The following is a 19,087-nucleotide window of genomic DNA, read 5'->3' as shown; positions in this document are numbered from 1 at the left end:
ATAAGGTTCAGAAAAGCAATTTATTCTTTTTCTTTAAATCCAATTTTTACTTTTTATTATTTCTTTAGACTTTCTTAAACTGTTTCTCATACTTTCTTGAAAGAAAGTATACAAAGAAAAACAAATTTCAATGCTTAACAGCCAAAGTCTAGAACTTCCAAACAAAATTCACATTACCTGTGAACCCCTGCTTTTTGCCGCCCCAGCCCTGCAAACCGATATCAATCGCAGGTGCGTTGTCGTCTTTGCTTTGAATGATGTAGCCCAGCTCCAGCATACCGCTGCTGCCCTTAATGCTTGGCGCCGGCGTGCTTAAACCTTTAACTGTTGCTTTAGCTTCGCCGTCAAATTCATATTCATACGCTAGGCCTGCGTAATAGGTTCCATTAGCGTTGGCATCTTTACTTAAACGCGCACCAATTCTGGCACGGGTGCTGTTGACAGCGTCAAAGTCGTATACTTCGCCGTTACCTTCACCGCTCAAAGTAACGCTGTCGCCACTTTGGTGCGTGTACAGCAGTTTGGCGTAAAGATCGGTTTTGGTGCTGTCGTTCAGCCTGGTCACCTTGCCGATACCAACGTGAGCGCCGTAATAAGTGCTGCTGCTGTCATAGCTGGCATAAACCTTACTGCCGCCGGCGCCTATCATATCGCCGCTGGCGTAATCAGAATCCATACGGCCGTAGCGCAGACTGCCTTCATAATACAGGCCGCTCTTGTTATCCTGACGCACTATCATGCCTATGCCGTAATATTTAGTATTGCCGTCGGCGCGGATACCGCTGTCGAGATGGCTGGTGTAGTTGCCCCAGCCGTATTCCAGCAGCGGGCCATAGGTCAGCTTGCCGGCGTTATTGTTGATAGCTTTGGCAAAGCCCAGCGCCAGGTTATAACCGCGCATATCGCTGTAGGAACCGCTTTTGTAGCGCATATTGCCGCCGCCGGAGGCACTGAACATTTCTGCGCTGCCGCCACCAGCTACCTGCACAGCATTAGTTATGCCGCTGCCGGCAACAGTATCGGCGCCGCTGTTGACAAACGCTGCAGCGGCTATCTGGGTCTCTACTGGGGATTTAGCCTGTTCAGTAGTTTTGACAGGAACTTTATCCACTGTAGCAACGATGCTATTACCGTCAGCACTAAGTTCTGTCGTAAATTCATACTCCAGGCTCACACCCTGTTGCATATTACTGTAAACAACATCGTCTGCCGTAATGCCGTTAGCGTTATAAAGCAAATTTAAGGTATCATTAACATTCAGTAACTCAGCCGCACCTGCTACGCCAATATTAACTTTACCATTCGAAATATCCGTACCACCTGCGTTTGTCAAAGTCAGTATTGTATCGCCCGCCTTTATATTGCCGGGCAGATAAAAATTATAGTATTCAAAATTCTTGACGTTAGTGGCACTCAACCCTTTGGTATATATATTGAGCGTATTACCTGTACGCATATCCTTAGCTGTATCCTCTGAATACCCGCCAAAGATCGAACCGTTAAAAATTGGGACTATGCCGTTATCGCTCTTTATTGTAATTGTATTGTTTTTAGCATCATCACTTTTACTCCAGCCGCCAAAAATAGACTTAGCAAAAGTACCGCCCTTGACAGTTACGCTGTTATTATCGGCAACGCCGCTACTACCAGCACTATAACCACCTCTGACATACCCATTCACACTGCCGCCGGTTATTACTACCGTATTCCTATTGGCCGTCCCTGTCCCACCTGTGCCACTGTCGCCGCCATAAACCTCTTCTTTTATCTCACAATTAGTTATGGTAACAATATTTCCGTTGGCATTGCCTTTGGAGCTAAAACCTCCTTCGACTGACGATTTTACCTGGGTACCAGTAATTTCTACGCTGTTACCAGTAACACTGCCATTTCCATAACTCATTCCACCAAACGCCGAAGATACTAGGCCGCCGTTAATAATAACGCTGTTATTTTCCGCATCATTTGTTTCACTTTTGCCGCCACAAACAAATGATCCAAGTGATCTAGCTGTACTATCACTAAAAAAAACTTTATTATTCCTTACTGCTCCCGTGCCAGTGATACTGCCAAGACCCTGTCCGCTATAGCCGCCATAAATATCTTTGGCTTTTGTATTACTGCCACTAAATACTACAACGTTATTTTCCACATTTCCTGTGCCATCGCTGAATCCGCCGTAAATGGCATTACTTATATCACCATTGCTGATCGTAACGCTGTTTCCAGTAACATTACCGTCATTCCCATAGCCACCAAAAACACGCATTGCTTTAACATCAGTGCCACTAATAGTTACACTGTTATTTTGAACACTACCGCCAAGTCCAGCACTATTATTATGTATTTCCCCGCCGGCTATCGTCCAAACATCTACCGTACCCCCACTGATAGTAACCTCATTCTCCTTGACATTTCCCTGACCATTAACGAAAGCACCAACAATATGGTTATTAGTCTTGCTGATCGCACCGCCTGTGACAGTCACCGTATTTTTTACCGCGTCAAAATCTTTATTTTCAGCACCACTGATGCGGCCTTTCGCCTCACCTGACTTGATAACTACATGATTCGCTTCAGTATTACCTTTAGAACTATAACCACCATTTATTTTTCCTGTTACTATCCCTCCATCTACTATTACTGTATTATTTTTGACAGATCCGGTTCCATCGTAAGCATAACCACCATAAGCATCTCTGATAGTACCATTTACTGCAATAGTTACTGTATTATTACTAATATCTTCTGTAGATACCGATCCGTATTCAATAATACCGCCATAAGTACAAGACACACTGCTCGAGCTTTTTTCGTCAATAACCAAAGTAGAACCACTTGGATTTTTTATACCAACATAATGTTCTACACCGGATATTTTTTTCCATTCACCGCCGTCGTTTGCCCACACCGGCGTTGTATAACAGCTCAGTACTGCTCCTGTCAGCACTGCCGCTATTATCCTGCTGCTCAAAACCTTGTTATTAACTTTTTTCTTCATCACTGTTCACCCTTCGTTATCATTTTTTGTTTATAACATCTTTAAAAGTATGTCTGAACCAATTCATAGTCCGAGCTATTTTTTCGTCCCCTCTCCAGCTTACTTTGGTCCTTATCAAGCTGCAGCAACTCCACAAACTACTTATTTAGCCAATACCTCATTCTACCAACTGAAATGCTGCGGACGGCTGCAAAAAATCGTCCAATCTGCAATGCAAAGTATTGGCAACCCTCAGCAGCAGCTTCATATTTGTACCAGCCCTGCCGTGCTCTATATTACTCAGATGAGTCTGGCTGATACCGATACACCTTGCCAGTTCCTGCTGACTGATCTGACAGGCACTGCGCATAAAGCGGATATTACTGCCGATATTTTGCAGGCATTTTTCATCGTACACCTTGACACCTCCACTCCTGCGCTGCTGAAAATATTGTTCTGTCTAATAATCACTTTCTTAAAAAGCTGATTTTATTTACTAAACTTTAAAAAAATCGTTAAAATAATATTCGCACTTATTATAGCACGTCTGTACCCCCCCACAAGACATACGAACAGATATATTCGCCGCAGCTTGGCTGTCTATTGCCCTTACGTTTTGCCAGCCGCCGAAGTTACTGCCTGTTCGCCGTTGGTAAAATTTTTCATAAAGCTGCAAATGCTGACTTTATGGTGTACTTTTGCCCGCCTTTACCCTAAAAAAAGACATAAAAAAAAGTACCGTTATCAAAACGGTACTTGGATGACTTAACTATTTAGAAATTTGTTCAGGCTTTCGTGCTGCCAAAGCCGCCGCCGCGGACTGCTTTATCGATGTCGGCATCGCCGTCAGCTACCAGATATTTATAAAAAATACCCTGCGCTACGCGCTCATCTTTTTTCAGCGCTACCGGCTCAGTTCCCATATTCAGCAGCGCCAGCATGATATGGCCTTCGTTATCGGCGTTGTTATAATAGTCAGCGTCGATGATGCCCTGATTATTGACCAGGGAGATATGTTTTTTAACGGCGATACTGGAACGGATATGCACGCCCAAATACTCATCGTCCTGCATATAAGCCTTGATGCCTGTCGGCACCAGCTGCAATTTTCCCGGCAGCAGTTCAATATCCTCCGGCAGACAGATGTCGTAGCCGGCAGATTTCTGGGTTTTACGCTCCGGCATCGGAAACTCGACCGCAGCGTATTTAGTGATTTTTTCAAAGCCTCTTATTTTCACAGTGCACCTCGCTTACAAAAAATCCCGCCGAAGGAATCAGCGGGATTTGAAATTTATTGCTTATTTTTCAAGACCGGTAGCCAAAACAGCTTTACGGGACAGGTTGATACGACCTTTTTGGTCGATCTCGGTCACTTTAACGACGATTTCGTCGCCAACAGAAACCACATCTTCAACCTTGCCTACGCGTTCGGTAGAAAGCTGGGAAATATGTACCAGGCCTTCTTTACCCGGCAGGATCTCGACAAAAGCGCCGAAGTTCATCAGGCGGGTAACTTTACCGGTATAGACCTTGCCTACTTCAGCATCGGCAACGATACCGTGGATCATATCGATAGCTTTAGCGGCAGATTCGCTGTTGACAGCAGCGATGAAAACTTTACCGCTGTCGTCGATGTCGATTTTAGCGCCGGTTTCTTCCACGATCTTTTTGATCATTTTGCCGCCGGGGCCAATAACTTTGCTGATCTTTTCAGGATCTACGCTGATCGTAGTGATCTTCGGAGCATACTGGGACAGCTCTTTGCGCGGTTCGGAAATGCATTCCATCATGATGCCCATGATATGGTCGCGGCCGCGTTTAGCCTGTGCCAAAGCCTGCGTGAAGATGTCTTTATTGATACCGTCGATCTTGATATCCATCTGGATCGCGGTGATGCCTTTATCAGTACCGGCAACCTTAAAGTCCATATCGCCCAAAGCGTCTTCCAGGCCCTGGATATCGGTAAGGATAGTGAAATATTCGCCGTCTTTGACCAGACCCATTGCTACGCCTGCTACAGGAGCTTTGATAGGTACGCCTGCATCCATCAAAGACAGGGTGCTGGCGCAGACGCTGCCCATAGAGGAAGAACCGTTGGATTCCAGAGTTTCAGAAACCAGGCGGATCGCATACGGGAATTCGTCTTCGGAAGGAATGACCGGCAGCAAAGCGCGTTCTGCCAAAGCGCCGTGACCGATCTCACGACGACCGGGACTGCGCATCGGTTTGGTTTCGCCAACGCTGTACGGAGGGAAGTTGTAGTGATGGATATAACGCTTGGTATCTTCTACGCCCAGGCCGTCAAGGATCTGTGCTTCACGCAGCGGAGCCAGTGCCAGAACATTGAGGATCTGAGTTTGGCCGCGGGTAAAGAGCGCGCTACCATGCGGACGTGCCAAAAGGCCTACTTCGCAGGTAACAGGACGTACTTCGTCCAGCTGACGTCCGTCAGGACGGATCTTATCAACGGAAATAGTACGGCGGACGATCTTTTTAACCAGCTTCTGGGTGATATAAGCTACGTCTTTAGCATTATCAGGATATTTTTCGATAAATACTTCGGCGATTTCAGCTTTTACCTTAGCAACGTTTTCTTCACGCTCTAATTTATTGGCGTCCATCAGGGCTTCTTTCAATTTATCTGCGCCATAGGCTTCGATCTCGGCAGCGATCTCAGCAGGAGGTTCATAAACAGGAACTTCCATTTTCGGTTTGCCGACTTCCGCCATGATTTTTTCCTGGAAAGCAACCAGCTCTTTGATAACGCCGTGAGCGAACCAGATAGCGTCAAGCATAGTTTCTTCAGAAACTTCTTTAGCGCCTGCTTCAACCATCAAAATAGCATCTTTAGTACCGGCAACTGCCAGGTTCAATAAACTGGCCTGTGCCTGTTCGACAGTAGGACAGATCACGAACTCGCCGTCAACAAGGCCGACGCGCACACCTGCGATCGGGCCTTCAAAGGGAATATCGGAAATAGATAAAGCGCAGGAAGCGCCGATCATTGCCGGCATATCCGGAGCATTATCAGGATCGACAGATACGGCAGTAGCTACGATCTGCACATCATTATGATACCCGTCAGGGAACATCGGACGGATCGGACGGTCGATCAGACGGCTGGTCAAAATGGCCTGCTCGCCCGGACGGCCTTCGCGTTTAATAAAGCCGCCGGGGATTTTACCGACAGCGTACATTTTTTCTTCAAAATCTACAGTCAACGGAAAGAAGTCTACTCCTTCCCTGGGTGTTTTTGTACCAGTTACCGCAACAACTACTGCGGTATCGCCATAACGAACTAAAACGGATCCATTTGCCTGCTTGGCGATCTTACCGATCTCCATAGTAAGCGTTCTGCCGCCAAGCTCCATACTGTAAGTATGCATTCTTCTGCCTCCTCTAAGTTTTCACAATTTAGGTTACCTGATTGTATTCGCCATAAATCGCATTTTTCCTTTTACTTTTTAAAATTTTCTAAAAAAATCTTTGCTGTATATTTTACCTGTTCTGCAGGCCTGTAAAAATTTCTAAAAGCACAGGCTTTACACCTGTGCTTTTAAATGCTTTATTTTTTTAAACGGAGCAGTTTACCTAAAAACGGTGACAGCAGCGAGATAAATGCCGCCGTCAGAAACAGCAGGCAGATCGGCCGCGTCCAGAATACCGAGAAGCTGCCGTCGCTCATGATCAGCGAACCCACGAAATTCTGTTCTGCCATCCCGCCCAGAATAATGCCGATAACGATAGCCGACATGGAAAATTCTGTTTTATTCAAAAAATAACCGATAATGCCGGCGGCGACCATCAGATAAACGTCGTTCATGGAATGATTGTAAGAATAAGTACCCACAAAGGTCAGCATAATGATGATCGGCAGCAGGATTTCTGTCGGTACGTTCACCACTTTAACAAACAGTCTGATCAGCGAAAAGCCCATCAGCGACATGATGACATTTGCCAGCAAAAGACCGATGAAGATCGCATAAACGTCCGGCGCCTTTTCGACAAACAGCAGTGGTCCCGGCTGCAAGCCCTGCACCATCAGGGCGCCCAGCATGATCGCCGTGGCTCCGTCGCCCGGTATCCCCAGCGTCAGCACCGGTATAAAAGCACCGCCCGACACAGCATTATTGCCGGCTTCCGGTGCGCAGACCCCTTCCGGTTCACCGGTACCGAACTTATCTTTATGACTGGACCAGCGTTTGGCCTGGTCATAGGAAACAAAAGAAGCTATATCCCCGCCTGTACCCGGTACGCAGCCAATAAAGGTACCGATAAACGAGGAACGCACCAGTGTCCAGAAAACACGTTTAAAATCGCTCCAGGACGGCAATACCCGGTCTAGCTTTACCTCCTGCTGCAACCCCGTCTGTTTATGATAATATTCCTCTACTGTGGTCAGCATCTGCGCAAACGCGAACAGACCGATCAGAATAGGGATAAAGGAAACCCCACCCAAAAGATAGGTAGTATCCAGAGTAAAACGGATCTCACCGCTCATGGCGTCGATACCCACCGTTGCCAGAAATAAACCGATAACGCCGCCCATGATGCCTTTAATGACAGAGCCTGAAGAAACGCTGGTGATGATACTGAGACCAAAGATCGCCAGTGCGAAATATTCCGGCTTGGAAAATTGCAGAGAAACCTTTGCCAGCTGCGGCGCCATAATGATCAGGCAGATCGTGCTGAAAATACCGCCAAAGGTGCTGGCAAGAGTAGAAAGCCCCAGCGCGCGCCCCGGCTGCTTCAATACGGTCGCCATCGGATAGCCGTCCAGCGTAGTGGCAACAGAAGCCGGCGTTCCCGGAGTTTTGAGCAGGATAGCCGAAATCGAGCCGCCGTAGATCGCGCCGCAGTAAATGCCGATCAGTATTAAAATGCCGCCCATCCCCTGAAAAGTGAAGGTCAGCGGAAACAGCAGCGCCAGTCCCATATTGACGCTGAGGCCCGGCATAGCGCCAAACGCGATCCCGGCACCGACCCCGAAAACAAGTCCCAGCAGATTTAAGGGCACAAAAATCATTTCTAAAGCTGTTAAAATATCGGTCATGATCTGTAACCCCCTATCCTAAAAACATTGACTGCGGCAGCTTGGTGCTCAGCAAAATATCAAAGATCAGATAGATAAAGCCAACCGTCAGCACAGCCGTCAGCGCGATCCGCAGCAGGCTGCGGCAGCCCAGGACCAGCATCACGGTGGGAATCATCAGCAGCGCCGCCAGATAAAAGCCCAGCAGTTCGATCACCAGGCAAAAAAGCACGGCCAGCCCCATAACGATATAAACCCGAAGATTGGCAGGCGTATTGATCACGACCAGCCTCACTGCGAGGGATTTTCTATTCCAAAAGGTATGCCCCAAAAGTACCAGGCCTGCCAGTGCCAAAACAACGCCCAAAGCAAAAGGCCACACCCCTGCCCCAGGACCTGTTTCCGTCATGGACAGCGGGAACGCTGATGCTGAATGCATCATAAAAAGACCCAGCAGCAGCCCCAGTACGCCTATCAGATAGTTGCAAAGCTTCATATCGATCATCAGTATCTAAATCCTTTTAAAAGCTCCGCCGGTACATACCGACGGAGCAGTTTTTCTCAATAAATTTTATTTGGCTTTCCCAAGGAATTTTGCATACATCGCATCGTCGTCCTGCATCATTTTAGCGCATTCATCGCCAATGATAACAGTAGGATCGATACCCTGCTTGATGAAATATTCTTTGAACTCTTTCGATTCGCAGGCTTTTTTAGCAGCGCTGCGCAGAACTTCAAGTTTTTCTTTAGGAGTATCTTTGGGAGCTACCAAAGCCGCCCAGGCTCTGATCGTCATATCGTGGCCCAGCTCCTTGAAGGTCGGCACGTTCGGATAGATTTCTGAACGGCTGGCTGCCATCACAGCTAAAATTTTCAAATTGCCGGCATCGACCTGGCTTTTGAAAACAGACGGATCAGCCAAAGTAGCGTCGATATGTTTACCTGCCAAAGCTGCGGCAATATCAGCAGATCCTTTCGGATACGGAACATGTTTGAATTTCACGCCGAATTCCTCTTCAAAAGAAAGTGCGGCGATATGCCAGATCGCACCGGTACCGGAATTGCCCATTTGTACCTTGCCGGGATTAGCTTTAGCATAGGCAACAAATTCATCGACGGTGTTGTACGGCGCTTCACTGGGAACGATCAGCGCTGCCGGCGCCGCGATAGGCGCACAGATAGCGGCGTAATCTTTATAAGTTACTTTGCTTTTGCCCTGATGCGGGAACATGGCCAGCTCTACAGTTACCATACCCAGCGTATGACCGTCTGGTTTGGCGTTGGCAACGTCGACCATACCGGTCACACCGCCGCCGTCAGGCTTATTGGTCGGTAAAAATTTAGAACCGGGCAGCTCCTTCTGCAGGAACTGGATCATGCCGCGGGCCGAAACATCGGTACCGCCGCCGGGAGCCTTGGGAATGACGACTGTAATGTCGCCGTCCTGCGGATAAGCAGCTTTTTTATCGCCGCTGCCGCAGCCCGCCGTCAAAGTCAGCATCATTACCAATGCCAGAACAGTAGTTAAAATCTTCTTCATCTTTCAATCCTCCAACTTTCCATAAAATTTTACAAAAACAGCCTACACTATAACTCCCCGGCAAACTTCATCAATAGGCACCTGCCAAAAAGCAATGTTCTGCCGTTGATATGTATAGGTAATATAAAGCGTTCCTGACGCTTCAATGATAGCGGGATAAGAAAATTCCCCGTCGCCGCTGTCCAAATCCAGCAGCTTGACCCAGCTCCTGCCATTGTCAGCCGAGCTGAACAGAGAGAGCGGCGAACGCTGTCCCCAGTTATCGGCTACAGGATTACATACCAGGTACAGCGCTCCGTCAGCCTTGCTGAGCACAAGATCGATACCGCTGTTATTATTGGGAAAATCTATTGCATAAGCGCTGCTCCAGCTTTGTCCGCTATCTTCGGAATCACTGCGGTACAAACTGCCTTCCGTACTGCGCAGCAGCATATGGATCGTGCCTGAATCACTGCTCCACAAGGCGGGCTGAATGACGCCGCGGCCATAAAAAGACTGCTCACTGACCGGGATAGCAGTTTTATCACGCGCTACAGTGCGTTCACCGCTGCTGTGCAGTCCTGTTATCATGATCGGCTGTGATTTCTGCCAGCTGCGTCCGCCGTCTTCAGAGGTATCGACAAAAGCCTGCCAGATCCCCTGCTCTGTCGAGCCTCCGGCCAGCAGTCTGCCATTTGGCAGCTGCAGCAGCTTATTGCGCACTGGTCCGCGCCCGCCGGAAGTATCGCCGTCAACAAGCTGTCTGGGCTGCGACCAGCTGCTGCCATTATCACAGGATTCTATGACCCAGGTCAGCCAGCTTTTGATATGGGCGCCGACCTTATAAAACAGCATGATCCTTGTATCTATCAGCGCTAAAACAGGATTCCAGTGCGCGGCAGTGCCAGAAGCCAGAAGCAAGGGCTTCTGCCAGCCGCTGCTGCTACGGCGCGCCAACCAGATACCTACATCGGCAGCGCCTTCCCTGCTGCCACCGAACCAGCTGCACAGTATAGTGCCGTCGTTAAGGCGCAGAAGCGTTGAAGCATGACACATCCGGGTAGGTAACTCCTGCATTATCAGTTCCTTACGCACTGCCAGCCTCCTAAAAATTCTCATTATTCAAAATTATTGTCACTATTTTATCATAATTTTAACAATCCATAAACCTTAAATTAACAAAAAAAGAGCTTAGCGCCTTAAAAAGCTAAGCTCTTTGGGATTTACTTCTGCACTTTTCTTTTAGATGACTTTACCTGCCAGGATCTCGCGGTAGTCCTGATAATTTTCTTCCAGAAGCTTGGGCGTATCCAAGCCGTAAGGGCATTTTGCCTTACATTTACCGCAATGCAGACAGTCTTCGATCTTCTGCATCATAGCCTGCGCTTTTTCAGTCAGCTGCGCTGCCTGCGGCGCCCGTCTGATCATCAATGACATTCTGGCGCAGGAATTTATTTCGATACCTACCGGGCAGGGCATACAATAGCCGCAGCCACGGCAGAAGCTGCCGATCAGTTCCTGACGGTCTTTATCGATTACTGCCTGCAGCTCGCCAGTCAAAACCGGCGGCTGATCGATATAGCTTAAAAATTCATCCAGCTCGCTCTCGCGCTGCACGCCCCAGATAGGCAGTACATGCTCAAACTGTGCCAAGTAAGCATAAGCGGCGGCAGAATTATTGATCAGCCCACCTGCCAGCGCCTTCATGGCAATAAAGCCCATTTTCTGCTGTGCACACGCCTCTACCAGTTCCAGCTCTTTAGCTGTCGATAAGTAGCTGAAGGGAAATTGCAGCGTCGCATAAAGCCCCGATGCGATCGCTTCATGGGCAACTGCCAGACGGTGGTTAGTGATGCCGATAAACCTGATCTTTCCCTGCGCCTGCGCTTCCAGCATCGCCTCATACAGACCACTGCCATCGCCCGGTTTAGGGCAGAAAGACGGATTGTGGAATTGATAAATATCTATATAATCAGTTTGCAGTAAATGCAGACTGGTCTCCAGATCCTTCCAGAAGCCTTCTGCTGTTTTCGACGGTGTTTTGGTAGCGATAAAGACCTGCTCGCGGATACCTTTTAAAGCCACTCCCAGTTTTTCTTCGCTGTTAGTATAACCGCGGGCAGTATCAAAAAACCTGATGCCGTGCTCAAAAGCCTTGTGCAGCAGATAAACAGCGTCCTGCTGTGAAATGCGCTGGATCGGCAGTGCGCCGAAGCCGTTTTTATTGACAGTGATGCCTGTTTTGCCTAATGTTACCTGAGCCATGTTTACGCCCCCATCTCTCACTTTCTTGATACCATAAATATAGCACAAAAATAAATATAAGTCGAACAAAAACACGATGATTTCTGTTCGACTTAAAAATTTTAACAGGTTATCAGATATGCAGGGTCGCAGTAAAAATATTTTTATTTGCTTCGATACTTTGACTGCTGCCGACTACGCACAAGTAACCTTCACTTAAGGTATCTTTGATGACGGGCGCCAGTTTCTGCAGATCGGCATTCGTCAAATCAAGGATCTCGCTGCGCATTTGCTGCCGCATTGCCGTATCTACCTGCTTCAGATGGTAGACCCCGGCCTGCTCCAGGCGCATGGAGTTCGTCAGCGGCGTATCCAGCCCGCTGATCGTACCGATGATATATTTGGTCAGCTCACGTTCCGAAAGCTCCAGCTTTTCGAGCCAGGACGGCAGATCATAATAGGCCTGCAGTGATTCTTGCAGTTTCGGATCACGATAGGAAGCAAAGAACATGGTGCCGTTGCGGTCAAAGCGCGCTGTAGCGCCATAGGCCCCGCCCTGTACTCTGATCTTCGTCCACAGGTATTCGTAACGCAGAATCGTTTCCAGTACCTTCATCGAGCCGTGGAAGTGATGTCCGAATTTGCGGAAGTCACCGCCGGCGGCAACGTACTGAACTTTACCAGGCGTCATTATACCTTCGTTTGCTCCGGGAGCCGCTAACAGCTGCGGTGCTTTACCGGCAACAGCAGACTGCGGCAGGGAGGCGGCAAAACTCAGTGCCTGCTGCAAAACCAGCATCCGTTCGCTTTCTTCACAGGAATAAGCCAGAAGGTATTTACTGCTTTCAAAGAAGATCCCCAGCAGCTGACGTAATTTAGCTAAGGTATCCTCTGCCCTGCCGGCAAAATCTGCGGACAGGTCTTTTAAAAACTCGTAATAACTGAATTGATCCTGTTCATTGACGCGGGCAGCTGCCGAAAAATACGAAGCCAGACGGGTACAGGCTACAGTCTGCCCACGCGAGAAGAAGCTGCTGTCCCAATCTGTTTTTACTTCGTCTAATATTTCCTGCAGACGTTTAACGTCGTCGATTTTACTGCCAAGCGCAACGGCCTGCAGGATATCGAATAATTTATCCAGATTCGCTGTCAGTGCTTTCGCCTGAACGGTAAACTTGACCGTATAATCGTTAGCGTCGTTGGCGGCAGAATAGGCATGCACCTGGAAGGAAACGCCGCCGGTATATTTATTAGAGGCCGTTGCCAGCTCCTGATAAGTATATTTATCAGTATTGAATTTGCCCAGTACATCACTGAGCAGATAGCAGTAAGGCAGCAAATCTTTATCGATCCCGGTCAGGTCAAAATACCAGTTCAGATACGCTATTTTATTGGTAAAAGCCGGTACATATAAAATCTCATTTGTTCCCAACTCTTTCACAACAGTTTCCGTAATTTCTACTTCACGTCTAATGTCACTGCGTTCCAGCAGCGGGATCGTTTCCAGAGCTTCAGCACTATCTACTGCCGCCTGGCGTCTGTGCAGTTCACTGCACAGCTCGATATTTTTGGCGATAGTTTCAGCATCCATCGACGCTTTAATAGCTGCCATTTTTTCTGCCAGTACTGCCTGCTCCCGCTCCTCTTTGCCCTGCTCAGGATTCAGCGTAACGATGACTTTATGGGTATTATCAAGCAGATAATTTTCGATCAGCTGCTCGTAGTAACGGGTCTTGATGCCTTCCCGCAGCTGCTGCAGCGCCTCGGTATAGCGCAGTCCTGCCAGAGGGTCGCCGTCATAGAGCCAGGAATCCATGACGCTGATGCCATAGATCAGGCCTTTGGGATAAGCGCCGAAATCAGCTTCACGCAGTTTAAATTCCAGATAATTGAGATGCGCCTCTAACAGCTCTTTATCAATGCCATTGATCGTCAGCTGCTGCAGCGTGTGATAAATAACACTGATAAATTTATCACGCTGCTCCGGTCCGGAACCAGCGGCTTTGATCGAAAATACCGGCTGGCGGTAACTGCCGGCATAAGAACCGCTGATGTCCTTGGCAACGCCGGACTGCAATAACGCCAGCCGCAGCGGCGCCGAATTGCCTTCCAGCAGCACGCTTTCCAACACTCTTAATGCCATTGAGGTCTTGACATCACGGGCGTCACCGGTAACGATATGCAGCTCGTGATAGGTTTTAGCCTCGATAGCTTCGTCAGCTCCGACCGGATAAGTGCCAATAACCTCCTGCGTTCTTGCGAAAGCCTCCTGCATCGGGATCGCTGAATCAACTGCGCCGGTGCGTTTAAAACTGCTTAGATATTCGTCATTCAGATATTGCAGCGTTGCCTCGATATCCATATCGCCATACAAATAAATAAAGGAATTTTCAGGGCTGTAATAAGTGGTGTGGAAATGCTCGAAAGCTTCCTGCGTCAATTCGGGGATAGCGTCCGGGTGACCGCCTGATTCAAAGCTATACGGCGTGTCAGGAAATAAAGCCTTCATAGCCTCGTAGTCAAGCAGTGCGTCGGCAGAAGAAAATACGCCCTTCATTTCATTATAAACGACACCGTTATAGCTCAAAGCATCCGCGGGTGTCTCAATATTATAATGCCAGCCTTCCTGGCGCAATGTATAAGGATTTTCATAAATCAGCGGATAAAAAACGGCGTCCAGATACACATCCATCAGATTCTGAAAATCTTTGTCGTTGCGGCTGGCTACCGGGTACATCGTCTTATCAGGATAAGTCATTGCATTGAGAAAGGTGTTCATCGACCCTTTGACCAGTTCTACAAAGGGTTCCTTCAAGCGGTATTTGCGCGAGCCGCATAAAACAGAATGCTCCAGAATATGGGCAACGCCAGTATCGTCGTAAGGCGGGGTCCTAAAGCTGATAGAAAAGACCTTATTGTCATCATCGTTCCCTAAATATAACAATCTGGCGCCGCTGTAAGCGTGCTCCATAACATATGCTTCCGACTGGATCTCGTCGATATAAGCAGCCTGCCTGATAACAAAGCCGCTGTACTCTTTATTTACGTCTAATTTCATTTTTGCCTCCGAATATTTAACATTTGTCATTATTTTATCATAAATCAAACTCCCAGATTAAAAAATCTTTGTGACAACTTGCCAAAGCATCGTATTTTCTTTATAATAAATTTAACGACGTTAGATTGACGTTTTTTTGATGTCACATTTTTTTAGGAGGAGCAATTATGGAGCAAACCCGTTTTACCCTGCGTATCCATCCCCTGATCATGAAAAAATTAAAAGTAATTGCTGATCACAACGGCCGTTCTGTCAACAAAGAGATCGAACAGATCTTAAAATGGATCATCGATGATTTTGAAAATAAATGCGGTAAGATCCGTACAGAAGAACTGGAACTGATCGACCATCCTGAAAAAAAAGCTAAGATCGAGCCTGTTAAAGACCGTCCGATGGATATGCTTTTTAAGCTGTAAGTAAATAAACTAAAACGCGCACCTGCAATGCAGATGCGCGTTTTCATTTTATTATTTAAAGTAATTGACACCTGAAACAAAGATTTTCTGATCTTTATTACCGGTAATATTGCGGTATAACCCGTCTACAAAACGTTCACTGTGACACATTTTACCCAAAATGCGTCCGTCAGGGCTGGTAATGCCCTCGATCGCATACAGCGAACCATTGGGATTATAAGGCATTTCCATCGTCGGCAGACCCTGCGGATCGACATACTGCGTTGCTACCTGGCCGTTTTTGAACAGCTCTTTGATCACAGCTTCAGGAGCATAGAAACGGCCTTCGCCGTGCGATACTGCTACTGCGTGAATATCACCGGGCTCTACTTCGCTCAGCCACGGAGATTTGTTGGAAACGATACGGGTATCGACGATCTGCGATACATGGCGGCCGATATTATTGAAGGTCAGAGTCGGCGAATCAGCTTCCATATCCCTGATTTCACCATAAGGTACCAGACCTAATTTAACCAGTGCCTGGAAACCATTGCAGATGCCAAGCATCAAGCCGTCACGTTCGTTGAGGAATCCCGTTACCGCTTCTTTGATCCTCGGATTGCGGAACATGGTAGCAATGAATTTACCACTGCCATCAGGCTCGTCACCGGCGCTGAATCCCCCCGGCAGCATCACGATCTGCGAATTTTTGATCATGCTGACCATTTTTTCTACCGATTCATCAATGGCCTGAGCAGTAAGGTTACGAATGATAAAGACGTCAGCCACTGCACCGGCTTCTTCAAAAGCTCTGGCACTGTCATATTCGCAGTTCTGCCCCGGAAATACCGGAATAAAGACCCGAGGTCTGGCTAAGGTCACAGGAGCTGTCAGCGGCAATTCAGCTTTATATAAAGGCTGATTTAATTCGCCCTGGGCTTTTTCTGCGATTTTATAGGGGAAAATCTCCTGCAGCGGATCCAGATATGCTTCCTGGGCTGCAGTAAGCTTAACAGCTGTATCGTTGATGCAAATGGACTGTTCTGTTGTAAGATGACCTAAAAGCATACAATCCAGGCCGTCGAACAATTCTTCGATACTGGTTTCGCCAGCCAGTTCCAGCACCATGCCGCCCGGCTGCAAAGTAAACAAACGCTCTGTATCCTGGAACGGTTTAATAAATTCAAAGCCCAGCTGATTGCCAAGACACATAGTAGTAACGGCAGCGGCAATACCGCCTTCTTTGACGGCAGCGGCGGCAAGCACCTTCCCTGCCAGGATCGCTTGATGTACGGCACGCATATTTTTGCGCAGCGCCGCAAAATCAAGAACCTCAGCGTTATCACGCGGGCAGGATAAAAAGACTACTTTATGCCCTGCTGCTTTAAATTCTGCGGAAACAGCCTGATCTCCGTTGATAACGTCAACAGCGAAAGAAACCAGTGTCGGCGGTACCGTTTTATCCATAAAAGTACCGGACATACTGTCTTTACCGCCGATAGCGGGCAAATCAAGTGCGTCTAAAGCTGTAAAAGCGCCTAGAAGCGCACTGAACGGCTGCCCCCAAAATTCAGTATTATTCAGCTTGGGGAAGTATTCCTGTAAAGTCAGGCGCAGTTTATCAGGATCAGCCCCCAGGCATACTGCACGGACCACAGACTCAACTACCGCATACATAGCACCGTGGAACGGGCTCCAGCAGGCAACCTCGGGATGATAGCCGCAGGCCATGACCGAAGCGGCAGTAGTCGTACCATGAAGCACCGGCAGACGGCAGACCATACCTTCGCTCGGAGTAAATTGTGTTTTACCGCCGAACGGCATCAAAACTGTACCGCGGCCGATCGTACTGTCAAAACGTTCCGAAAGGCCTTTCTGGCTGCAAACGTTCAAACGGTTCAAATTGCCCAGCCAGGCCTCTTCCAAAGAAGCGGCTTTAGCAACACATTCGGGAACTTTATCGAAAGCATTTTCGCCCACTGCAGCTTTGACTACGATATTCGTGTGCTGCGCTACCCCATTAGTATCGAGGAAAGCACGGGCCAGATCAACGATTTTCTCTCCGCGCCAGTACATAACAAGACGCGGATTATCAGAAACCTCGGCTACAACAGTAGCTTCCAGGTTTTCTTCATCAGCATGTTTTATAAAGGCATCAAGGTCTTTGGCCTCGATTACGACTGCCATACGTTCCTGAGATTCAGAAATCGCCAGTTCCGTACCGTCCAGCCCCTCATATTTTTTAGGAACTTTATCAAGATTGACGACCAGGCCGTCAGTCAGCTCGCCGATAGCAACGGAAACACCGCCGGCGCCGAAGTCATTACAGCGTTTGATCATCGCTGTAACAGCAGGGTTACGGAACAAACGCTGGATCTTGCGTTCTGTCGGCGGATTGCCTTTTTGGACTTCCGCACCGCAGGAAAGCAGCGAATCTACCGTATGCTCTTTAGACGAACCGGTTGCGCCGCCGCAGCCATCACGTCCGGTACGGCCGCCCAGTAAAACGATCAGGTCTCCGGCAGAAGGGCGTTCACGGCGCACGGTATCACGGGGAGCAGCACCGATGACAGCGCCGATCTCCATGCGTTTGGCAACAAATTTATCATGATAATATTCCTGGACATGACCAGTTGCCAGGCCGATCTGATTGCCGTAAGAGCTGTAACCGGCAGCAGCACCGACAGTTATTTTACGCTGCGGTAATTTACCGGGCAGGGTTGCTTCAATCGGCACACGCGGATCAGCCGCACCGGTAACGCGCATAGCCTGATAAACATACGAACGCCCGGAAAGCGGGTCGCGGATCGCGCCGCCTAAACAGGTAGCGGCCCCGCCGAAGGGTTCGATTTCCGTAGGATGGTTGTGCGTTTCGTTTTTAAACATAACCAGCCATTCTTCTGTTTTACCATCAATTTCTACAGGAACAACGATCGAGCAGGCATTGATCTCTTCAGAAACATCCAGATCATCAAGCTTGCCTTCCGAACGCAGTTTTTTCATACCAATGACTGCTATATCCATCAAGGTCACAGGACGCTCAGTATCTTCGCCGTAAACGGCGTCACGGGTAGCCATATACTTATCGAAAGCTTCCTGAACAGGCTTGTTATACTCACCTGTCTCGATCTCAACGTCTTCGATCTGCGTCATAAAAGTAGTATGGCGGCAATGATCAGACCAATAAGTATCCAGCACTTTTATTTCGGTAATAGTAGGTTCACGGTGTTCTTCGTTAAAATATTGCTGACACCACAGCAGGTCTTCCAGACTCATTGCCAGTCCCATTTCCTGACGCAGTGCTTCCATTTCAGACCTGCTCTTTGTCAAAAAGCCGCCAACCGACTTGATCCTGGCAGGTTCCTCGCAGGTCGCGATCAAAGTTGCTGGTTTATCCCATTCTGCTTCTCTGGCTTCAACAGGATTGATGCAGTAGCTTTTGATTTTAGTAAGTTCTGCTTCCGTCAAAGTACCTTCCAAAATATAAATTTTGGCCGAAGCTACCATCGGACGTTCTTTTTGCGTGATCAGCTGAATAGCCTGTTCGGCAAAATCCTCCCTTTGGTCATATTGTCCAGGAAGATATTCTACAGCAAAAGCACAGCAGCCTGCAGGCACTTCAAAAACTTCGTCGGTAACGGTATCGACCGGTGGTTCCGACAGCACTATTTTTCTGGCGGCCGCAAATTCTTCATCGCTGACGCCCATCACGTCATAGCGATTTAAAATTCTGATACCAGTCAGATTTTTCATGCCCAGGTTGTTGCGCAGATCGGATAATAACCCGTGTGCTTCAACAGCAAAGGCATCTTTCTTCTCCACAAAAATACGTCTGATTGTACTCATAAACTCAGCCTCC

At 48.1% G+C, this 19,087-nt stretch carries 12 protein-coding genes; 1 reads left to right on the top strand and 11 read right to left on the bottom strand.

Translation table 11 applies throughout. The features are described from left to right. Window positions 1–148: 148 nt before the first annotated feature. The 10 genes from Q4G98_RS00650 to Q4G98_RS00605 form a co-directional block, all read right to left on the bottom strand. The gene (locus Q4G98_RS00650; RefSeq protein WP_298564591.1) at window positions 149–3,001 is read right to left on the bottom strand and encodes an autotransporter outer membrane beta-barrel domain-containing protein; all 2,853 of its coding nucleotides are present in this window, start codon (window positions 2,999–3,001) and stop codon (window positions 149–151) included. A 157-nt stretch (window positions 3,002–3,158) separates the two neighbouring features. Continuing rightward, window positions 3,159–3,398: a helix-turn-helix domain-containing protein gene (locus Q4G98_RS00645; RefSeq protein ID WP_298564593.1), complete on the bottom strand. Its 240-nt coding sequence runs from the start codon at window positions 3,396–3,398 to the stop codon at window positions 3,159–3,161. A gap of 367 nt (window positions 3,399–3,765) precedes the next feature. Then, window positions 3,766–4,218 carry a dUTP diphosphatase gene (locus Q4G98_RS00640; RefSeq protein ID WP_293547557.1) on the bottom strand — a complete coding sequence of 151 codons (453 nt, stop codon included), beginning with the start codon at window positions 4,216–4,218 and terminating at the stop codon, window positions 3,766–3,768. A gap of 60 nt (window positions 4,219–4,278) precedes the next feature. Beyond that, window positions 4,279–6,366 carry a polyribonucleotide nucleotidyltransferase gene (locus tag Q4G98_RS00635; RefSeq protein ID WP_298564595.1) on the bottom strand — a complete coding sequence of 696 codons (2,088 nt, stop codon included), beginning with the start codon at window positions 6,364–6,366 and terminating at the stop codon, window positions 4,279–4,281. A 179-nt stretch (window positions 6,367–6,545) separates the two neighbouring features. Next, the gene (locus Q4G98_RS00630; protein WP_298564596.1) at window positions 6,546–8,033 is read right to left on the bottom strand and encodes a tripartite tricarboxylate transporter permease; all 1,488 of its coding nucleotides are present in this window, start codon (window positions 8,031–8,033) and stop codon (window positions 6,546–6,548) included. Window positions 8,034–8,046: 13 nt separating this feature from the next. Continuing rightward, window positions 8,047–8,517, bottom strand: a complete 471-nt coding sequence (locus Q4G98_RS00625) for a tripartite tricarboxylate transporter TctB family protein (protein ID WP_298564598.1) — start codon at window positions 8,515–8,517, stop codon at window positions 8,047–8,049. A gap of 66 nt (window positions 8,518–8,583) precedes the next feature. Beyond that, window positions 8,584–9,552, bottom strand: a complete 969-nt coding sequence (locus tag Q4G98_RS00620) for a tripartite tricarboxylate transporter substrate binding protein (protein WP_298564600.1) — start codon at window positions 9,550–9,552, stop codon at window positions 8,584–8,586. Between the two features lie 42 nt (window positions 9,553–9,594). Further along, window positions 9,595–10,626, bottom strand: a complete 1,032-nt coding sequence (locus Q4G98_RS00615) for an exo-alpha-sialidase (RefSeq protein WP_298564601.1) — start codon at window positions 10,624–10,626, stop codon at window positions 9,595–9,597. Window positions 10,627–10,773: 147 nt separating this feature from the next. After that, complete coding sequence (locus Q4G98_RS00610) at window positions 10,774–11,796, bottom strand: aldo/keto reductase (RefSeq protein ID WP_298564602.1); 1,023 nt, start codon at window positions 11,794–11,796, stop codon at window positions 10,774–10,776. Window positions 11,797–11,908: 112 nt separating this feature from the next. Next, entirely contained in the window at window positions 11,909–14,833 is a 2,925-nt protein-coding gene (locus Q4G98_RS00605; protein WP_298564603.1) for an insulinase family protein, read from the bottom strand. 167 nt (window positions 14,834–15,000) lie between these two features. On the opposite strand from Q4G98_RS00605, the gene Q4G98_RS00600 reads away from it, so the two are divergent. Beyond that, window positions 15,001–15,249 carry an Arc family DNA-binding protein gene (locus Q4G98_RS00600; RefSeq protein WP_177559939.1) on the top strand — a complete coding sequence of 83 codons (249 nt, stop codon included), beginning with the start codon at window positions 15,001–15,003 and terminating at the stop codon, window positions 15,247–15,249. Window positions 15,250–15,300: 51 nt separating this feature from the next. Here the strand turns inward: Q4G98_RS00600 and Q4G98_RS00595 are convergent, their stop codons facing one another. Continuing rightward, the gene (locus Q4G98_RS00595; RefSeq protein WP_298564605.1) at window positions 15,301–19,074 is read right to left on the bottom strand and encodes a phosphoribosylformylglycinamidine synthase; all 3,774 of its coding nucleotides are present in this window, start codon (window positions 19,072–19,074) and stop codon (window positions 15,301–15,303) included. Window positions 19,075–19,087: the final 13 nt, after the last annotated feature.

Source organism: uncultured Phascolarctobacterium sp. (assembly GCF_958349595.1).
In the GTDB taxonomy this organism is placed as follows: Bacteria; Bacillota; Negativicutes; order Acidaminococcales; family Acidaminococcaceae; genus Phascolarctobacterium.
The sequence above is the reverse complement of the archived record's forward strand: the minus strand, read 5'-3'. Positions and strand labels throughout refer to the sequence as shown.